16 protein-coding genes are annotated in these 16,716 nt (G+C 61.7%); 7 read left to right on the top strand and 9 right to left on the bottom strand.

Annotated features, from left to right (window positions below; genetic code table 11):
* Positions 1-31 precede the first annotated feature (31 nt).
* Positions 32-1,561 carry a class I adenylate-forming enzyme family protein gene (locus MRY17_RS10255; protein WP_243353692.1) on the bottom strand — a complete coding sequence of 510 codons (1,530 nt, stop codon included), beginning with the start codon at positions 1,559-1,561 and terminating at the stop codon, positions 32-34.
* A 3-nt stretch (positions 1,562-1,564) separates the two neighbouring features.
* Positions 1,565-2,743: an acetyl-CoA acetyltransferase gene (locus tag MRY17_RS10250; RefSeq protein WP_243353691.1), complete on the bottom strand. Its 1,179-nt coding sequence runs from the start codon at positions 2,741-2,743 to the stop codon at positions 1,565-1,567.
* Positions 2,744-2,872: 129 nt separating this feature from the next.
* Between MRY17_RS10250 and MRY17_RS10245 the strand changes: the two genes are divergently transcribed.
* Positions 2,873-3,445: a LuxR C-terminal-related transcriptional regulator gene (locus MRY17_RS10245; RefSeq protein ID WP_181285921.1), complete on the top strand. Its 573-nt coding sequence runs from the start codon at positions 2,873-2,875 to the stop codon at positions 3,443-3,445.
* Positions 3,446-3,665: 220 nt separating this feature from the next.
* Here the strand turns inward: MRY17_RS10245 and MRY17_RS10240 are convergent, their stop codons facing one another.
* On the bottom strand, positions 3,666-4,742 hold the full coding sequence (locus tag MRY17_RS10240; RefSeq protein ID WP_243353690.1) for an NAD(P)-dependent alcohol dehydrogenase: 1,077 nt from the start codon (positions 4,740-4,742) through the stop codon (positions 3,666-3,668).
* A 147-nt stretch (positions 4,743-4,889) separates the two neighbouring features.
* Here MRY17_RS10240 and MRY17_RS10235 point away from each other — a divergent pair, with 147 nt between their 5' ends.
* From MRY17_RS10235 to MRY17_RS10225, 3 genes are all read left to right on the top strand, one after another.
* Entirely contained in the window at positions 4,890-5,786 is an 897-nt protein-coding gene (locus MRY17_RS10235; RefSeq protein WP_181285919.1) for a VOC family protein, read from the top strand.
* Positions 5,783-7,174: an alginate export family protein gene (locus MRY17_RS10230; protein WP_243353689.1), complete on the top strand. Its 1,392-nt coding sequence runs from the start codon at positions 5,783-5,785 to the stop codon at positions 7,172-7,174. The genes MRY17_RS10235 and MRY17_RS10230 overlap by 4 nt, the downstream gene beginning before the upstream one ends.
* A gap of 96 nt (positions 7,175-7,270) precedes the next feature.
* A complete protein-coding gene (locus MRY17_RS10225) occupies positions 7,271-8,089 on the top strand; it encodes an alpha/beta fold hydrolase (protein ID WP_243353688.1) in 819 nt (272 codons plus the stop codon).
* Between the two features lie 115 nt (positions 8,090-8,204).
* On the opposite strand, the gene MRY17_RS10220 is transcribed toward MRY17_RS10225, so the two are convergent.
* The gene (locus MRY17_RS10220; RefSeq protein ID WP_243353687.1) at positions 8,205-8,591 is read right to left on the bottom strand and encodes a DoxX family protein; all 387 of its coding nucleotides are present in this window, start codon (positions 8,589-8,591) and stop codon (positions 8,205-8,207) included.
* 195 nt (positions 8,592-8,786) lie between these two features.
* Between MRY17_RS10220 and MRY17_RS10215 the strand changes: the two genes are divergently transcribed.
* Positions 8,787-9,785 (top strand): NAD(P)H-quinone oxidoreductase, encoded by a 999-nt coding sequence (locus MRY17_RS10215; RefSeq protein WP_243353686.1) that lies wholly within the window; start codon positions 8,787-8,789, stop codon positions 9,783-9,785.
* 288 nt (positions 9,786-10,073) lie between these two features.
* On the opposite strand, the gene MRY17_RS10210 is transcribed toward MRY17_RS10215, so the two are convergent.
* The 4 genes from MRY17_RS10210 to MRY17_RS10195 all read right to left on the bottom strand — a co-directional run bounded on the left by MRY17_RS10210 (position 10,074) and on the right by MRY17_RS10195 (position 14,038).
* Positions 10,074-11,015 carry an IS110 family transposase gene (locus MRY17_RS10210; protein ID WP_191951590.1) on the bottom strand — a complete coding sequence of 314 codons (942 nt, stop codon included), beginning with the start codon at positions 11,013-11,015 and terminating at the stop codon, positions 10,074-10,076.
* 497 nt (positions 11,016-11,512) lie between these two features.
* Entirely contained in the window at positions 11,513-12,640 is a 1,128-nt protein-coding gene (locus MRY17_RS10205; protein ID WP_181282457.1) for an alkene reductase, read from the bottom strand.
* Between the two features lie 94 nt (positions 12,641-12,734).
* Positions 12,735-13,412 (bottom strand): type 1 glutamine amidotransferase domain-containing protein, encoded by a 678-nt coding sequence (locus tag MRY17_RS10200; protein WP_181282458.1) that lies wholly within the window; start codon positions 13,410-13,412, stop codon positions 12,735-12,737.
* Positions 13,409-14,038 carry a TetR/AcrR family transcriptional regulator gene (locus MRY17_RS10195; RefSeq protein ID WP_243353685.1) on the bottom strand — a complete coding sequence of 210 codons (630 nt, stop codon included), beginning with the start codon at positions 14,036-14,038 and terminating at the stop codon, positions 13,409-13,411. Before MRY17_RS10195 ends, MRY17_RS10200 begins: the two co-directional genes overlap by 4 nt.
* A 173-nt stretch (positions 14,039-14,211) precedes the next feature.
* Here MRY17_RS10195 and MRY17_RS10190 point away from each other — a divergent pair, with 173 nt between their 5' ends.
* Positions 14,212-15,153, top strand: a complete 942-nt coding sequence (locus MRY17_RS10190; protein WP_181282460.1) for a GlxA family transcriptional regulator — start codon at positions 14,212-14,214, stop codon at positions 15,151-15,153.
* Between the two features lie 4 nt (positions 15,154-15,157).
* Here MRY17_RS10190 and MRY17_RS10185 read toward each other — a convergent pair whose 3' ends face one another.
* Complete coding sequence (locus MRY17_RS10185) at positions 15,158-15,664, bottom strand: GNAT family N-acetyltransferase (RefSeq protein WP_191953499.1); 507 nt, start codon at positions 15,662-15,664, stop codon at positions 15,158-15,160.
* 177 nt (positions 15,665-15,841) lie between these two features.
* Here MRY17_RS10185 and MRY17_RS10180 point away from each other — a divergent pair, with 177 nt between their 5' ends.
* Positions 15,842-16,714 carry an undecaprenyl-diphosphate phosphatase gene (locus tag MRY17_RS10180; protein WP_124358108.1) on the top strand — a complete coding sequence of 291 codons (873 nt, stop codon included), beginning with the start codon at positions 15,842-15,844 and terminating at the stop codon, positions 16,712-16,714.
* The last annotated feature ends 2 nt before the right edge of the window (positions 16,715-16,716 follow it).

Here is a 16,716-nt window from a genome sequence, read left to right as displayed (position 1 = left end):
GAGGGACTCCTTGTCTGTATGTCGATCCATGCTAAAGCGCGGCGATACTCGCCGCTTTGAGCCATTGCCGCAAGTCGGTCTTGAGGATTTTGCCGTAGCTGTTCTTGGGCAATTCGCTGCGCCACACGTACTTCTTCGGTTTTTTGAATGACGCCATGCGCGTCATGAACCATGCACTGAGTTCGCCTTCGTCGAGGGGCCGGCCGCTGCGCGTCACCACGAACGCCACCACCGACTCGCCCCATTGCGGGTCCGGCTCGCCCACCACGCACACTTCAAACACCTCGGGATGCTGGGCCAGCACTTCCTCGACTTCGCGCGGGTACACGTTGCTGCCGCCGCTGATGATCACGTCCTTGGAGCGATCCGTGAGGGTCAGGTAGCCGGCGGGGTCGAGAAAGCCGATATCACCGGTCAGCAACCAGCCGTCGACCAAGGCCTGGCGCGTGGCCTCGGGGTTGCGCCAGTAACCCTGCATCACCGTGGCGCCACGGACGGCAATTTCGCCGCGCGTTCCCGTGGGGAGCGGTTGGTGCCCGGTATCGAGAATGCGGATTTCCACGCAGGCTTGCGCATAACCAACGGAGGCGGCCAGAGTCGCCCAGTCGGGGCGTTGGCGGTCGGCAATCAGCCCACGGGGCAGCACACTGATGGTCATCGGGCTCTCGCCCTGGCCGTAGATCTGCACCAGGCGGGCGCCGAAGGTGTCGACGGCGTCGCGCAAGTCGGCCAGGTACATCGGGCCACCGCCGTAGACAATGGTCTTGATACCTTCGCCGCCGTAGCCCTGGCGCCGCGCCTGCTCGACCATGCGCTTGACCATGGTCGGCGCGGCAAACAGTGAAGCATTGTCCAGTTTTTCCGCCAGGCCAAACAGCTCGGCGGCGTCAAACGCGCTCGACGTCGGCACCACATGACGCGCGCCGCAGCGTACGTGAATGAAGTTATAGAGCCCGGCACCATGGGACATCGGCGCGGCATACAGCGCCGCATCGTCGGCGCTCACCGGGTCGACATCGGTGGTGTAGCACAACGACATGGCGATCAGATTGCCATGGGACAGCATCACGCCCTTGGAACGCCCGGTGGTGCCGGAGGTGTAGAACAGCCAGGCGAGGTCGTGATCCTGGCGCGGCACCGGTTGCTCCAGTGTCGGCCCGCCACGGTCAGGCGGCAGCGCGTGGCCATCGATCTCTGTGCAGCACAGGGGCAGATCGCGCGACGAAAACACCCGGCCGCCATCGGTAAAGATCAGCCGGGCCTGGGCGTTATCGGCGATCCACGCCGCCTCGGTCGGATGCAGCTTGGCGTTGATCGGCACCGCCACCGCCCCTATCCACCAGATGGCGTAGAGCAACTCCAGGTAGTCGCAGCTGTTTTTCATCAGCACTGCCACCGCATCCCCCGGCTGCAGGTCGTGCTGCGCCACCAACTGCGCGGCGCGCTGGCGCACACGGACGGTGAAGGTGGCGTAGTCGGCCACTTGCCGGGAGCCGTCGAACAATGCGGGGCGTTGCGGGTCGCGACGTTGGGTATCGTACAACCAGTTGGCGATGTTCATCGCTCAGTACCGGCGCGCATGCAGGACCGAGGCGTAGTTGGCGACCGCCATGCCACCCATGTTGAACACCAGCCCGAACTCGGCGTTGGGCACCGCCAGGCCAATCGGCTCGCCGGTCAATTGCCGGAACGCCAGGGCATGCATCGAGACGCCGGTCGCACCGACGGGGTGGCCCTTGGCCTTGAGCCCGCCGGAGAGGTTCACCGGCAAGCGCCCACCGGCGCGCACCACGCCGCTGTCGAGCACACGGTGCCCCTCGCCTTTGGGCGCCAGGCCCATGGCCTCGTAGATCAGCAGTTCGGCGATGGTGAAGCAATCATGCACCTCGGCGAAGCTCAGATCGGCCAGGGTCACATTCGCCCCGCGCAACGCTCCATGAATCGCCCGCTGGGGGCCTTCAAACGCGAGGATGTCGCGCTGGGCGATGGGCAAGGTGTCGTTGACCTGGGTCATCGCACGAATCTGCACATCGCGGCGAAACGCCCGCGCCCGCTTGGGTGAGGCCAGGATGATCGCCGCAGCACCATCACTGATCAGCGAGCAATCGGTGAGGCGCAGCGACTCGGCCACGAACGGGTTGCTCTGGGACACGTTGTTGCAGTGCTCGAAATTCATCTCCCGGTGCATCTGCGCCAACGGGTTGGCCATGGCATTGGAATGGTTCTTGGTGGCAATCGCCGCCATCGAGCCCAGGGGGCAATGGTAGCGCTCGGCATATTGGTGCGCGGCACGGCCGAACAGCTGCGGGAAACTCAGGCCGGCCTCGGCGGCGTCGTTCTGGTAACCGGCGCCGGCCAGCGCCTGGGTGACGGCGGCCGTGGAGGTGTGGGTCATTTTTTCAGCGCCCACCACCAGCACCAACTCGGCGCTGCCGGACAGGATCGCATTGACCCCGGCCTGGATCGCCGCTGACCCGGACGCACAGGCGTTCTCACAGCGCGTGGCCGGCTTGAAGCGCAGCCCGGGGGCGGCCTGCAACAGCAACGAAGCGGCAAACCCATCCGGCACCAGCCCGGCATTGAAGTGCCCCAGGAACAGCGCGTCGATCTGCGACGCCTCGAGGTCGGCATCGCTGAGGGCCTCACGCGTGACCTGAACAATCAGATCCTCCAGCGTGGTGCCTTCCAGGCGACCAAAACGCGAATGACCAGCGGCAACGATAGACACGCAATCAACAGGCATAATCAATTTCTTCTGTTCTTGAACCGGACTTTCCCTACAATGACCCACCTCAAGGCGCGGGCCAATTCGTGTAACTACTTACATGGATAAGTAGTCCGCCAGTGAGTTGAACAACGAGGCAGGATGCCCATGACCGTGTTTACCCAGCCATTGAAAGATCTCGAACGCCTGGCGTTCAAACTGTCCCCCGCTCCGCAGCTGGTCACCAGCAACCGCGTGATCCTCGACTGCAACGACGCGTTCCTGAAGCTGTTCGGCTATACCCGCCAAGCGCTGGTCAATCAATTGACCTTGCTGATCTACCCGTCCCAGGCCGACTACCAGGCCATTGGCAAGCGCAGCCATGATTGGCTGCTTGACAGCGACAACGGTTTTTATTCCGACGAGCGCTTCATGCAGCATCGCAACGGCGAGGTGTTCTGGGCCAAATCCCATGGCTACACCCTCACCCCCAGGGACCCGTTCAAGCTGATGATCTGGCACTTCGAGCGCCTGGACCGCAGTCACCAGGGTACAGGGGACCTTACGCCACGGGAGCGGGAGATTGCCATGCACATTGTCAACGGGCTCAAATCCAAGGAAATCGCGCTGCGCCTGGGGATCTCCCATCGCACGGTGGAAGTGCACCGGGCGCGGTTGATGAGGAAGTTGCAGGCCAAGACGGTGGTGGAGTTGGTGTCGAAGATTATTATGGTGGCGTGAGGGGGCAAGCCCCAATACCAGCCAGGGTAGGAGCGAGCTTGCTCGCGAAAAACTCACAGGCGCCGCGTTCATTCCGGAAGCACGCGTTATCGTTGACGTTTTTCGCGAGCAAGCTCGCTCCTACAGAGTGCATGCCCCTCCCACATTTGGACCGGGATCGACATACGTACCGGTCGGATTCAAGGCCGCTGCGCTTTGGCTTTTGATCCTGGACGCACGGTCAAGCCACACTGGCCGCACGACTCTCCTGCTTCAAACTCTCCATATCAATCACAAACCGATACTTCACATCGCCCTTGAGCATCCGCTCATACGCCTCATTGATACCCTGGATATCGATCATCTCAATGTCTGAAACAATCCCGTGTTGGGCACAGAAGTCGAGCATCTCCTGGGTTTCCTGAATCCCCCCGATCAACGAACCCGCCAGGCTGCGACGCTTGAAGATCAGGTTGAACACCGCAGGCGAAGGATGCGGGCTGTCAGGCGCACCCACCAGGGTCATGGTGCCGTCGCGCTTGAGCAGGCTGATAAAGGCATCCAGGTCATGGGGCGCCGCGACGGTGTTGAGAATGAAGTCCAGGCTGTTGGCAACCTTGGCCATTTCATCCGCGTTCTTCGACACCACCACTTGATCAGCGCCCAGGCGCAGGCCGTCTTCGCGCTTGTTCGGTGACGTGGTGAACAGCGTCACATGGGCGCCCATGGCGTGGGCAATCTTCACCGCCATATGCCCAAGCCCGCCGAGGCCGACCACTCCGACTTTCTTGCCCGGGCCGACCTTCCAGTGGTGCAGCGGCGAATAGGTGGTAATCCCGGCACACAGCAACGGTGCCACCGCCGCCAGGTTCGAATCATCGTGGGAGATGCGCAGCACGAACTGCTGCTTGACCACGATGTTGTCCGAATAACCGCCGTAAGTATTTTCGCCACCGAACAGCGGCCCGTTATAAGTCCCGGTGAAGCCATTCTCGCAATACTGCTCCTCACCCTCGGCACAGGAGGCGCACTGTTGGCAGCTGTCAACCATGCAACCGACACCCGCCAGGTCACCCACTTTGAATGTCTTCACATTGGCGCCGACCGCGGTCACACGGCCGACGATTTCATGGCCGGGCACCGAAGGATAAAGGGTGTTGTTCCACTCATTGCGGGCGGTGTGCAGGTCGGAATGGCACACCCCGCAATACAGAATCTCGATTTGGATGTCATCCGCCCCGGGGGGGCGGCGCTCGAAGGTAAAGGGCTTGAGCGAATCCTTCGAGTCCCGGGCGGCATAGCTGTAAGTCTTGGCCATTTCGTTCACCTGCGTGATCTGACGGAAGAGTTCGGTGGACACGCCGGGGCGCTGAAACGTTCAACCGAGCACGTCCATACAATTCGCGCTGCCCTGCGCGCCCTAACCTCACGGCTTTCGAACCTGCACAAGCGCTGGAGAATGGGCATGCGTAACAAAGCAATCAAGGTATCCGTGGCATTGACGCTGTTGGCAAGCGTAATGACGAACAGCGCTTTGGCGGCCACCCCGAGCGTCGCCGTGGCGCCGCAATATGACACCAGCCACGTGTATGTCGCGCCGGCCGATGTCGACCGTTTCGCCCAGAGTTTCCTGGCTACCTTCGGCGGCAAAAGCACGCCCCAGGTGGTGGTGAATGTGCTGCCGGTGCCGAGCAGTACCACCTCGCAATTGCTGCAGACCCCGGCGGGTACGGTGTCGTTGTTCGGCTTTACCACGCCCGTGCCGCACCCGTTCGGCCAGGAGCGCAACGGTTATCTGGTCAAGGACATGGACGTGGCGCTCAAGGCGGCGCGGGACAATGGCGCCGATGTGATCGTCAGCGACTTTCCCGACCCCATCGGCCGCGACGCCGTGGTGCAGTGGCCGGGCGGCGTCAACATGCAGCTTTACTGGCACACCAAGACCCCGGATTACGCGGCGTTCGAGACCGTTCCGGAAAACCGCGTATATGTTTCCAACGACAGCGCCGAGCGCTTTATCAAGGCGTTCCTCGGTTTCTCCCATGGCAAGGTCGTGAGCGACGACAAGCACGCGCCCGCCGTGGATGTCGGCCAGGCGGGTGGCACTTACCGTCGCGTGGAGATTGAGTCGCCCTTCGGGCGCATGGCCGTGCTGGTCACCAATGGCCAACTGCCCTACCCGTTCGGCCATGACACCACCGGCTATCAGGTCAACGACCTGGCCGCCACCCTTGGCAAGGCCACCGGGTCCGGGGCCAAGGTGCTGGTGCCCGCGTTCGACAGCAAGGGTCGACGCAGCGCACTGGTTGAATTCCCCGGCGGTTATGTCGCGGAAATTCACCAACTCACCGCGGCAAAATGATTCGCCACACAGGCTGGAGCCTGGCCGTGCTGTGGCCGCTGCTGATCGGCAGCGTCCATGCCGAGGATCAACCGAGCCGACCGGCGATCAAGGCCAATCGCTGGCAGGAAGACTGGTCGGTGCTCAAGGACCCGGCGCTGCGCACGCAGCCGCTGGACAACCTCAAGTACATCCCGCTGTCCGGCACCGACCCGTTCACCTACCTGTCCCTGGGCGCGACCTTGCGCGAGCGTTTCGAGATGAATGACGCCAGCGGTTTCGGCGTAAAGGGCGTGGCCCGTGACCGCTATTTGATCCAGCGCTTTCAGGTGCATGCCGACCTGCACTTGAATGAGCACTGGCGCGTGTTCACCCAGCTTGAAGACGTGCGCGCCTATGACAAGACCACGATCGGCGGCGCCGATCAGAACCGCGTGGATCTGCGCCTGGCCTTTGCCGAATACGTGAACACCTTCAGCAGCGGCACGTTCAAGAGCCGGATCGGCCGCCAGGATTTCGCCTTCGACTTGCAGCGTTTCATTTCGTCACGGGACGGCCCGAATGTGCGGCAGTCGTTCGATGCGGTGTGGGCCGACTGGGAAACCCCGAACTGGCGCTTTATCGGGATTGCCAGCCAACCGGTGCAGTACCAGGATGGCCGGCATTTCGACGATAAATCCAACAGCGATGCGCGCTTTCACCTGCTGCGGGTCGAGCGCCTGGTGGGCGGCACGAACGAGCTGTCGGCCTACTACGGCGTTTACGAACGCAGCGCGGCGCACTACCTGGACGTCGATGGCGACGAGACGCGCCAGTTGTTCGATGCGCGCCTGGGCGGCGCGGCGCAGGGGTTCGACTGGGACATCGAAGCCATGCTGCAAGGCGGTTCGGTGGGCAGCAAGGACATCCGCGCCTGGGCCGGCGGCAGCCGCACCGGCTACACCTTTGACAGCCTGGCGTGGAAACCGCGCCTGGGCCTGCAACTGGACATCGCTTCCGGCGACCGCAAAAACGGGGACGGTACGGTCGGCACCTTCAACCCGCTGTTCCCCAACGGCTACTATTTTTCCCTGGCAGGCTATACCGGCTACAGCAACCTGATCCACGTCAAGCCGTCGATTACCGTCAAGCCCATCGCCAGGCTCAGCGTGCAAGCCGCCGTCGGCCTGCTGTGGCGGCAAACCACTGCAGATGCGGTCTACACCCAGCCCAGCGTACCGGTCGCCGGCACCGCAGGCCAGGGTGAACGCTGGACTGGCGCCTATGGTCAGCTGAGAACCGACTACGCCTTCACGTCGAACCTGACCGGCGCGGTCGAAGCCGTGCATTACGCGATCGGCCAGACCCTGCGCGATGCCGGCGGACACGACAGCAACTACCTGGGCATGGAACTCAAGTTCAGCTGGTAACGCCGGCAAGCACACCGATACAAGCCGCGCGTCGGCTTTGGCGCAATAGTGGCGTGGTTTTCACCCACTCTTTTCATGCAGACAAAGGAGCTTCAGATGAGCACATTCGTTGCCAAAGACGGTACCCGGATCTATTTCAAGGACTGGGGCAGCGGCAAGCCCGTGCTGTTCAGCCACGGCTGGCCGCTGGATGCCGACATGTGGGAATACCAGATGGAATACCTGAGCAGCCGTGGCTTTCGCACCCTCGCGTTCGACCGCCGAGGCTTTGGCCGCTCGGACCAGCCGTGGACCGGCAACGACTACGACACCTTCGCCGACGATATCGCCCAGTTGATCGAACACCTGGACCTCAAGGACGTAACGCTGGTGGGCTTCTCCATGGGCGGCGGCGATGTAGCCCGCTACATTGCGCGCCATGGCAGCGCACGGGTCGCCGGGCTGGTGCTGCTCGGCGCCGTGACGCCGATCTTCGGCCAGAAAGACGACTACCCCCAGGGCGTGCCCAACGACGTATTCGATGGCATCAAGGCCGGCCTGCTGAAGGACCGTGCGCAGTTCATCAGCGATTTCAACACGCCGTTCTTCGGGCTCAACAAGGGCCAGAAGGTTTCGGAAGGTGTACTCACCCAAACCCTGCAGATCGCCCTGCAGGCCTCGCTCAAATCCACCGTGGATTGCGTGACCGCGTTCTCGCAGACCGACTTCCGCTCGGACATGGCCAGCATCGACGTGCCCACCCTGGTCATCCACGGTGACGGTGACCAGATCGTGCCGTTCGAAACCACCGGCAAAGTCGCGGCCCAGATGATCGAAGGCGCGCAACTGAAGGTGTACAAGGACGCACCCCACGGATTCGCCGCCACCCACACTCAACAGCTCAATGAAGATCTGCTGGCCTTCCTGAACCGCTGAAAATCCCCTGTGGGAGGGGGCTTGCTCCCGATGGCGGGTATCAGTCGATACATTCAGTGACTGACACACCCTCATCGGGAGCAAACCCCCTCCCACAGTTGAATCACCTTGACTATCAGGCAAACCGCTGCCCCAGCGTCAGTTGCCCCGGCCCGGCGATCAGGATGCTGGTAAAGATGATCATCAACAGCCAGCCAAACTGCCCTTCGAACAGCGTCCACTGCGGATGCACCACCAGCAGCGCGATCACCAGCACCGCCAGGATCGGCAGGCACGCCAGGCGCACCAGCACGCCCGCAACGATCAACACCGGGCAGAGCACTTCGGCAAAAATCGCCAGCCACAAGGTGACAGACGCGCCCAAGTGAAACGGATCTTCGATCAGCTTCAGCTGTTCGCTGTAGTTGAGCAGTTTCGGCAACCCGTGCACCCACAGCAAAAACAGCGCCCCGCTGACCCGCAGAAACAACAGCCCGATAGCCTGATTTCTTGTTTCGTTCATACGCCACCTGTGTCCGTCGAAATGACCGACCGCCAGTGTGGCCCTGACCGCGACGCCGGGCTTGCAGGGGTGTGCTGACTTCGCAACCGGCGCCATCGGGGTTGCACTGCTGCTGGAAGCGGGCATCATCTGGCTGAACCGTCGACCGCTCGCCACGGTCCCACACCATACGCTCATCGTTACAGGAACCCGTCCATGACCCTGCCCCAAGAAATGACCCTGATCGAAATCACCGCCCCCGGCGGCCCCGAGGTGCTGCAGCCGCGTCGCGCAGACGTACCGGTGGCCGGCCCCGGCGAGATCCTGATTCGCGTGCATGCCGCCGGGGTCAACCGTCCCGACGCCCTGCAACGCGCCGGCAAATACCCGATGAAGCCCGGCATGAGCCCGATCCCCGGCCTGGAAGTGGCCGGTGAAGTGGTGGCGCTGGGCGAAGGCGTGCACCAATACACGCTGGGCGACAAGGTCTGCGCCCTGACCAACGGCGGCGGCTATGCGCAATTCTGCACGGTGCCGGCCAGCCAGGCGTTGCCGATTCCCGAAGGCATGGACTGGATTCAAGCGGCGGCCGTGCCGGAGACTTTCTTCACCGTCTGGGCCAACCTGTTCGGTCTCGGCGGTGCCTGCAACGGCCAGCGCGCGCTGATCCACGGCGGCACCAGTGGCATCGGCACTACCGCCCTGATGCTCTGCCGGGAGTTCGGTATCGAGGCATTCGCCACCGCCGGCAGCGCCGAAAAATGCGAGGCCATCGCCAAGCTCGGGGCGCAGCCGATCAATTATCGCGAAGCGGATTTTGCCCAGGTCATCGCCGAGAAAACCGCAGGCCAAGGCGTCGATGTGATCCTCGATATCATGGGTGCCTCGTACCTCAACAACAACCTCAAGGCCCTGGGCATGGACGGCCACCTGGTGATACTGGGCTTTCTCGGTGGCGCCAAGGCCAATGATGTGGACCTGCTGACCATCCTCGGCAAACGCGCGGTGATCACAGGTTCCCTGCTGCGCGCCCGCACCCGCGAAGAAAAGGCCGCCATCGCCGAGCAGTTGCGTGAACACATTTGGCCGGTGCTGAGCGAGGGCCGTTGCCTGCCGATCATCGACAAGGTGTACGAATACACCGACGCCGCCCAGGCCCACGCCCGCATGGAAGGTGGCGACCATATCGGCAAAATTGTGCTGCGCGTCGAATAAACCAGTCACCCCTGTGGCGAGGGAGCTTGCTCCCGCTGGAGCGCTGGAGCATAGGTATCCACACAACTTCAGCAGCGCCCAACCGTAACCACGATGCGAAGCGAGTCGCCCTTGATCTTGATCTTGCTTTTGATCTTGATCTTAGGCGCCCCGTTAAACCACGCTGGCCGAACGCAGGCTTGAATCCGTGGGTAACCCGGCAGGACGCCGGGTTAGCCGCACTGGGCCAGGGATGGCCCATTGCGGCGGCCCACGGATTCAAGCCGGAGTGAGCAACCGTGTCGAAATTCAAGCCATTTCTGCGAAATGTTTTTGATCGCGGACCATGGCATTCAGGATCGTCAGTAGCTTTCTCATACACGCAACCAGCGCCACTTTCTTCGTCTTCCCTGTAGCAAGCAGATGGTTGTAGAACCTCTCGATCACCGGGTTGTGGCGCTTCGAGGACAAGACAGCCATGTAAAGCACACTTCTCACCTCAGCTCGACCACCCCATATCCTTCTACGGCCTTTGTACTGGCCGCTATCGCAGTTAAAAGGAGCCACACCAACCAATGCAGCCACTTGTTTACGATTAACCTTGCCAAGCTCCGGAACCATCGCCAGCAGCGATAGTGCGAGCACGTTGCCAACACCTGCGACTTCGCGCAGCAAATCATAATTGGCCTTCCAGACCGGGGAAGCCTTGATGGCCTCGTGCAAGTCATCGTCTGTGCTTTTAAGGCGCTTTTGAAGCCAGATGATATGTGCCTTGATGTCTCTTCGAAGTGCCTTGAATACCGCCTGCTTTAGCCGAGACTCCTCCGCCACGATCATGTCGATGAGTTGGCGGCGTCGAGTGAGTAGGTCTGCCAGCTCACGAGCGTGTTCATCTGGTATCTCTCGAATCTCGGGTTTGACCGCCTGAGCAAACTCCGCAATCACCTGGGCATCCAAAGCATCGGTTTTAGCCAACCGACCGGTAGCTTTGGCGAAATCACGCACCTGACGAGGGTTGACGACAACGACTGGTAGTCCTGCAGCGCAAAGCTCCGCAGCCGCAAGCCGCTCATATCCCCCAGTCGCCTCCAACACCACCAAAACCGGGTCCTGAGCCTTGAGATGTTTAGCTAAACGATGGATATCTTCTTGAGTATTGAAAAACTGTTCGACTTGGCCAGTCGTGCTGACAAATGAGTCGAGCTTGTTTTTGGAAACATCAATTCCGACGAACGCAGAGTTATGATCCATGGCGTTTTCCTCACGTCCAACCTTGCAGAATCGGGCTTTGCGCCCAGGCAACCGTTCGGACTAGTTTAGAAAAGAACCTGCTTCGACCCATGCTCACTCACGATCTCGAAATCTGAGGGCACAACGGTCTGAAGCAGGTGAAAATAATCTTACAAGGGCACACCGAGCATTAGCGAGGTGCCGAGTGGTGGGGCAAGAGCGTTTTGCTTACTTTTGCGCTTTTCAAAAGTGAGCCGCTGTAAAAGCGGAACCATTAGCAGCCATGACCGCAGAAACGGATATGTACTCGGTCCAATCCAACATCCTGGTCGGCCCGGCCGCCATCGGGGGCAAGCCCCCTCCCACATTTGGATTGTGGAGCATCAGTAAGATAGTCATAGGCTGACGAGTAGCCAAGGGGGGGCAAGTCGAATCGTCGCACCGCCCCTCCCACATTTGGATCTCGGAGCGTCAGGTAGATACCCGTTAGCTCCCTCGCCACAGGGTAGCTGTCGAGCTCAGCCTGGTTGAACATATTCCGGATAATCCACATACCCCGCCTCAGTCCCGCCATACAACCCCTCAGCCTGCAACGCATTCAACGGCCAGCCATTGAAGATCCGCTGCGGCAGGTCAGGGTTGGCAATGAATGGCCGGCCGAATGCAATCAGGTCCGCCAGCCCGGCTTCCACCAGTTTTGCGCCACGTTCGGCGGTGTAGCGGCCGGCATAGATGATGCGCCCACTGAAAGTGCTGCGCACGGCCTGGCGGAAGCTGTCGGGCAGGTCGGGGGCATTGTCCCAGTCGGCTTCGGCGATGGAGACATAAGCGATACCCGACTGTTCCAGCACCTTGATCGCTTCGATGTAGGTGTGGTGCGGGTCTTCTTCCACCAGGCCGATGTAGACACGTTCCTGATCGGTGCCGCTGAACAACGGCGAAAAGCGCACGCCTACGCGCTCCGGGCCCACCACCCGGCACACGGCTTCGACGATTTCACGCAAAAAGCGCAGGCGATTGTCCAGCGTGCCACCGTATTCATCATCGCGCTGGTTGGAATGGGCCGAGATAAACTGGTTGACCAGATAACCGTTGGCCGAATGAATCTCCACCCCGTCGAAGCCGGCGTCCAGTGCATTGCGCGCCGCTTGTGCGTAGTGGCCGACCAGTTCCTCGATCTCCAGCACCGTCAGGGCGCGGGGCACCGGCGGTTGTTTCAGCTCGCCCAGACCCGGCGCGGTTTCGATAAAGGCCTTGGCCTGCAGGGCCTGGATCGCCGAGGGTGCGACCGGCGCGGCGCCGTCGGGTTGCAAGGCGTTATGGGATACGCGGCCCACATGCCACAGCTGGGCGAAGATCACGCCGCCCTCGGCATGCACCGCCTCGGTGACCTTGCGCCAGCCGTCGATCTGCGCGGGCGTGTAGATCCCCGGCGTCCACGCGTAACCCTGGCCACGGGGCTCGATCTGGGTGCCCTCGCTGACCATGAAACCGGCACTGGCGCGCTGACGGTAGTACGTGGCCATCAAGTCGGTGGCGATATCGCCCGGTTGAGCGCTGCGCTGACGTGTCAGAGGCGGCAACACGATGCGGTTGTTCAGGGTGTGATGCCCCAGTTTTACGGGAGTGTTCAACGGATGAGCCATGGAAATCTTCCAAATTCAGGACGAGCGAAAACACTGGCGACTCTTGCGAGCCGCCACATGCATCAATCGGTGGGTTTAAGTCGGTGGGGTTAAGTTAAGCGGTAAGGTTCAACAGGGCCTTGGCCACTTCGCTGGAGCTGCCGGGGTTCTGTCCGGTCACCAACAGGCCATCAACCAGCACGAACGACTGCCAGTCGGCGCCTTTTTCATACTTGCCGCCGAGCTTCTTGAATTCATCTTCAATCAGGAACGGCACGACGTCAGTCAGCCCCACTGCGGCTTCTTCCGAGTTGGAAAATCCGGTGACGCGACGGCCCTTGATCAAAGGCTCGCCGTTGACCGACTTGACGTGACGCAAGGCGCCCGGGGCATGGCAGACCAGGCCGACAGGCTTGCCGGCACGCTCGAACGACTCGATCAGCGCGATGGACACCGGCGACTCGGCCAGGTCCCACAGCGGGCCGTGTCCACCTGGGTAGAACACGGTGTCGAAGTCATCGGCGTTGACCGAGTCCAGTTTCACCGTAGTGGCAAGGGCCTGCTGCGCAGCCGGGTCGGCGTTGAAACGGTGGGTCTGTTCGGTCTGGGCGTCCGGCTGGTCACTGACCGGGTCCAGCGGCGGCTGACCACCGGCAGGCGATGCCAGCACCACCTCGGCGCCGGCGTCCTTGAACGCGTAATAGGGAGCGGCAAACTCTTCGAGCCAGAAGCCGGTCTTGCGGCCGGTATCGCCCAGCTGGTCGTGAGAGGTCAGTACCATTAATACTTTCATTTTCCAGTGCCTCGATCGTGGTGAATAACAGGGTTTTCGGGGTGGCCCAACAACTGCCGGGTCAGGCCCAGCGCCTCATCGAACGGCGCGGTGGTACGGGTGATCTTGCCCATGACGCTGGTCCCCAGCCACAACGCGTACAGGCGTCTGGCCAGGCTTTCAGGGGATTGCCCAATCTTCAGCGAACCGTCTTGCACGCCGTGCTGCAACGCCATGGCGAGCAACTCGATGGTGCGTGAAGTACCGCGCTGCAACGCCAGGCGCATCGGCTCTGAAAGGTCTGACACCTCGGCGCCGAGTTTGACGGCAAGGCATTTGCCGGCGTCGGTGCAGCCGGTGTGGTTGTCGATCCAGCCCTGCCAGTAGCGCATCAGCCTGGCGTAGTGGGACACACCCGGTTGGCTGAACACCTGCTGCATGCCTTCGATGTAGTGATCGAAGTAGGTGTCGAGCAGCACCACACCGAACGCATCCTTGGAGGTGAAGTAGTGATAGAACGAGCCCTTGGGAACTTCCGCGGCTTGCAGGATTTCGTTCAACCCCACCGCGGAAAATCCCTTGGCGCCCACAATCGCTTGTGCACTGTCAAGAATGGTCTGCCGTGCGCTTCTGGTTTCGCTGCTCATGCGTGGCCCCTTGCGATTAGACCAGTCGTCTAGTTCGTTGGGGCAATCTTAGGGACCGGGGTGCAGGCTCACAATGTCATATCCGCAAGGATTCCGGACATCCGCCACCGGCAGTTGCCGTTTACCCGGCACGCGCCGACAATCCCCCCTCCCACGCCCCTTGGAGATTGACGATGCACAGCGTTGCGCTGATGGTTTACCCGAACTTCCAGTCCTTGAGCCTCAGCCTGGGCTCGGTGTTCGAGTGCGCCAACCTGCTGCGGGGCGAACCGGCCTATGCCTTTCATCTGGTGTCCGAAAGCGGCGGCGCCGTGATGACGTCCCAGGGATTTTCGGTGAACACCACGGCGATCCGTCCCGAGGGCTATGACACGCTGATCGTCAGTGGCTACCTGGAGTTTCGCCTGCCGGAAGCCAATCTGATGGAGATGGTCAAGGCAGCCTCTGCACAATCGCGCCGCGTGGCCTCGCTGTGCATGGGCATTTTCGTGCTGGCCGAAGCCGGATTGCTGGAAGGCAAGCGCACCACTACCCACTGGATCCATGCGCCTGCGTTTCGCAAGCGTTACCCGGATATCCATCTGGAAGACGACAAGTTATTCGTCGTGGACGGCCAAGTGTGGACCGGCGCCGGCATGAGCGCCGGGGTCGACCTGGCGCTGGCGATGGTGGAGAACGACCTGGGCAGCGACCTGGCCCGGCGCATCGCCCGCAAGCTGGTGATCGCCCAACGGCGCGGCAGTGAACAATCGCAACTGTCGGCCTTGCTCGAACTGGACCCCAAGTCCGATCGCGTACAACTGGCCCTGGCCTACGCCCGCGAAAACCTCACCCACGACCTGTCGGTGGACGCCCTGGCCGATGTCGCCCGCCTCAGCCCGCGCCAGTTCAGCCGGGTGTTTCGCGAGGAAACCGGGCAGACGCCGGCCAAGGCCATCGAAGCCCTGCGCGTGGAAGCGGCACGGGCCATGATGGAAACCAGTCGGCATCCGGTTGAAGTCGTGGCCCGCGAAACCGGGTTCGGCGATCGCGAGCGCATGCGCCAGGCGTTTCTGAGGGCGTTCGGGCAACCGCCAAAGGCGATGCAGCAACTGCTCTGCGGGCGAGGTCAATAATCGATCAATGCAGTGACGCGCGGGTAACCAGATAGCTCACCAGTTGCGGCTCATCATCCAGCTCCAGGGTCTGTACCGGACGCGGCAAGTTATCCAGCACCGTGCGCCAGAACGCCTGGGACACTTCGTCCTGATCATAAAAACGCACCAGCCAGTTGTCCTCGCCGCTGCACAGCACCTGGGTGGCGATCGCGCGGCCGATGCCTTTGCGGCGGTAGCGCTTGAGGATGAACAGGTCGGCCAGTTCCAGGGCATCGATACCCGGCAGTTCGCTGCCTTCGATCAGCAGGAAGCCGGCGATATAACCGTCCACCAGCAACAGATTGGCGCTCCACTGCGGGTCTTGCCAATAGCGGGTCAGGTGCTCGTCGTGGATGTAGAAACGGCCATCGGCCTCGACGTCTTCCTGTTCCCAGTCCGAAGACTCATAGGCGTAGTACTGGTAAAGATTGCGGATCAGCTCGGCGTGTTCAGGGCCGGTCTGGATCAATTCAACGGTGGTTTCAGGCATGGGGCTCTCGGTGAAAAAACGCAGGGCGCCATTGTTCACAAAAGCGCAGGCCAGGCCAATACATGGCCCAACCTTTCTATTGGCTGAACCGATTGCAGATAGCGATCACCCTGGCCGAAATCCTGAAACATTTAGAATAAACTTCGCCGGTTATCCCTTTTTTCAAGGACACCTATTTTGACTAACGTCTGCTCCGCCGGCCTGGATGTGGGGTTCGCCTCCCTGGATTACCTGCAGATTTTCATCCTGGGCGTGATCCAGGGCATCACGGAGCTGCTGCCGGTGTCGTCCACCGCCCACATGCGTGTGGTGCCCGCGCTGCTCGGCTGGCAAGACCCGGGCTCGGCGTTTTCCGCAGCGATGCAGTTGGCGGCGCTGGCGGCGGTGGTGAGCTATTTCTGGCGCGACGTGCAGCAAGTCACCACCGGCAGCATCAGTGCCGTACGCCGGGGCGACTACAACGACCGCTGGTTCAAGCTGGCGGTGGCGATTGTGCTGGCGACGATCCCGATCTGCATCGCCGGCCTGGTGCTGTCCTCGACCTTGAATACCTGCAACTCGCCGCTGCGCGGGCTGATGGTGATCGGCATTGCCTGTGTGGTGATGGCGGTATTGCTGGCAGCGGCTGAACTGCGCGCCCGCCACACCCGCGACGTAAGCCAGATGCGTCTGCGCGATGCGCTGATCGTCGGGATCGCGCAGATTGGCGCGTTGATCCCCGGCGTATCGCGCTCGGGTTCGACCCTGACCGCGGCGCTGTTCCTCAACTTCAAACGCGAAGAAGCCGCACGGTTCTCGTTCCTGCTGGGCCTGCCCGCCATTGCCCTGGCCGGCTTGAAGGAACTCTGGGTGCTGCTGCACGCCGACATGCCCGCCCACGCCTGGCCGCACTTGATCTTCGGCCTGGTGGTGGCGAGCATTTCGGCGTTCTTCGCGATCTGGGGCCTGATGAAGTTTCTGGAACGCTTCTCCACCTGGCCGTTCGTGATCTACCGCGCGCTGCTGGGGGTATTTTTGATCGTGGCGGTCAGCACCGGGTTGCTGGCCTGATG

It is taken from the genome of Pseudomonas orientalis, assembly GCF_022807995.1.
Lineage (GTDB): Bacteria > Pseudomonadota > Gammaproteobacteria > Pseudomonadales > Pseudomonadaceae > Aquipseudomonas > Aquipseudomonas orientalis_B.
Note: the sequence above shows the minus strand (reverse complement) of the source record. Positions and strands in the feature narration are given on the sequence as shown.

What these genes read in the sequence shown, in the direction of transcription:
- MRY17_RS10255 (WP_243353692.1), bottom strand. Translation starts at nt 1,561, where the DNA reads ATGAACATCGCCAACTGGTTGTACGATACCCAACGTCGCGACCCGCAA.
- MRY17_RS10250 (WP_243353691.1), bottom strand. Translation starts at nt 2,743, where the DNA reads ATGCCTGTTGATTGCGTGTCTATCGTTGCCGCTGGTCATTCGCGTTTT.
- MRY17_RS10245 (WP_181285921.1), top strand. Translation starts at nt 2,873, where the DNA reads ATGACCGTGTTTACCCAGCCATTGAAAGATCTCGAACGCCTGGCGTTC.
- MRY17_RS10240 (WP_243353690.1), bottom strand. Translation starts at nt 4,742, where the DNA reads ATGGCCAAGACTTACAGCTATGCCGCCCGGGACTCGAAGGATTCGCTC.
- MRY17_RS10235 (WP_181285919.1), top strand. Translation starts at nt 4,890, where the DNA reads ATGCGTAACAAAGCAATCAAGGTATCCGTGGCATTGACGCTGTTGGCA.
- MRY17_RS10230 (WP_243353689.1), top strand. Translation starts at nt 5,783, where the DNA reads ATGATTCGCCACACAGGCTGGAGCCTGGCCGTGCTGTGGCCGCTGCTG.
- MRY17_RS10225 (WP_243353688.1), top strand. Translation starts at nt 7,271, where the DNA reads ATGAGCACATTCGTTGCCAAAGACGGTACCCGGATCTATTTCAAGGAC.
- MRY17_RS10220 (WP_243353687.1), bottom strand. Translation starts at nt 8,591, where the DNA reads ATGAACGAAACAAGAAATCAGGCTATCGGGCTGTTGTTTCTGCGGGTC.
- MRY17_RS10215 (WP_243353686.1), top strand. Translation starts at nt 8,787, where the DNA reads ATGACCCTGCCCCAAGAAATGACCCTGATCGAAATCACCGCCCCCGGC.
- MRY17_RS10210 (WP_191951590.1), bottom strand. Translation starts at nt 11,015, where the DNA reads ATGGATCATAACTCTGCGTTCGTCGGAATTGATGTTTCCAAAAACAAG.
- MRY17_RS10205 (WP_181282457.1), bottom strand. Translation starts at nt 12,640, where the DNA reads ATGGCTCATCCGTTGAACACTCCCGTAAAACTGGGGCATCACACCCTG.
- MRY17_RS10200 (WP_181282458.1), bottom strand. Translation starts at nt 13,412, where the DNA reads ATGAAAGTATTAATGGTACTGACCTCTCACGACCAGCTGGGCGATACC.
- MRY17_RS10195 (WP_243353685.1), bottom strand. Translation starts at nt 14,038, where the DNA reads ATGAGCAGCGAAACCAGAAGCGCACGGCAGACCATTCTTGACAGTGCA.
- MRY17_RS10190 (WP_181282460.1), top strand. Translation starts at nt 14,212, where the DNA reads ATGCACAGCGTTGCGCTGATGGTTTACCCGAACTTCCAGTCCTTGAGC.
- MRY17_RS10185 (WP_191953499.1), bottom strand. Translation starts at nt 15,664, where the DNA reads ATGCCTGAAACCACCGTTGAATTGATCCAGACCGGCCCTGAACACGCC.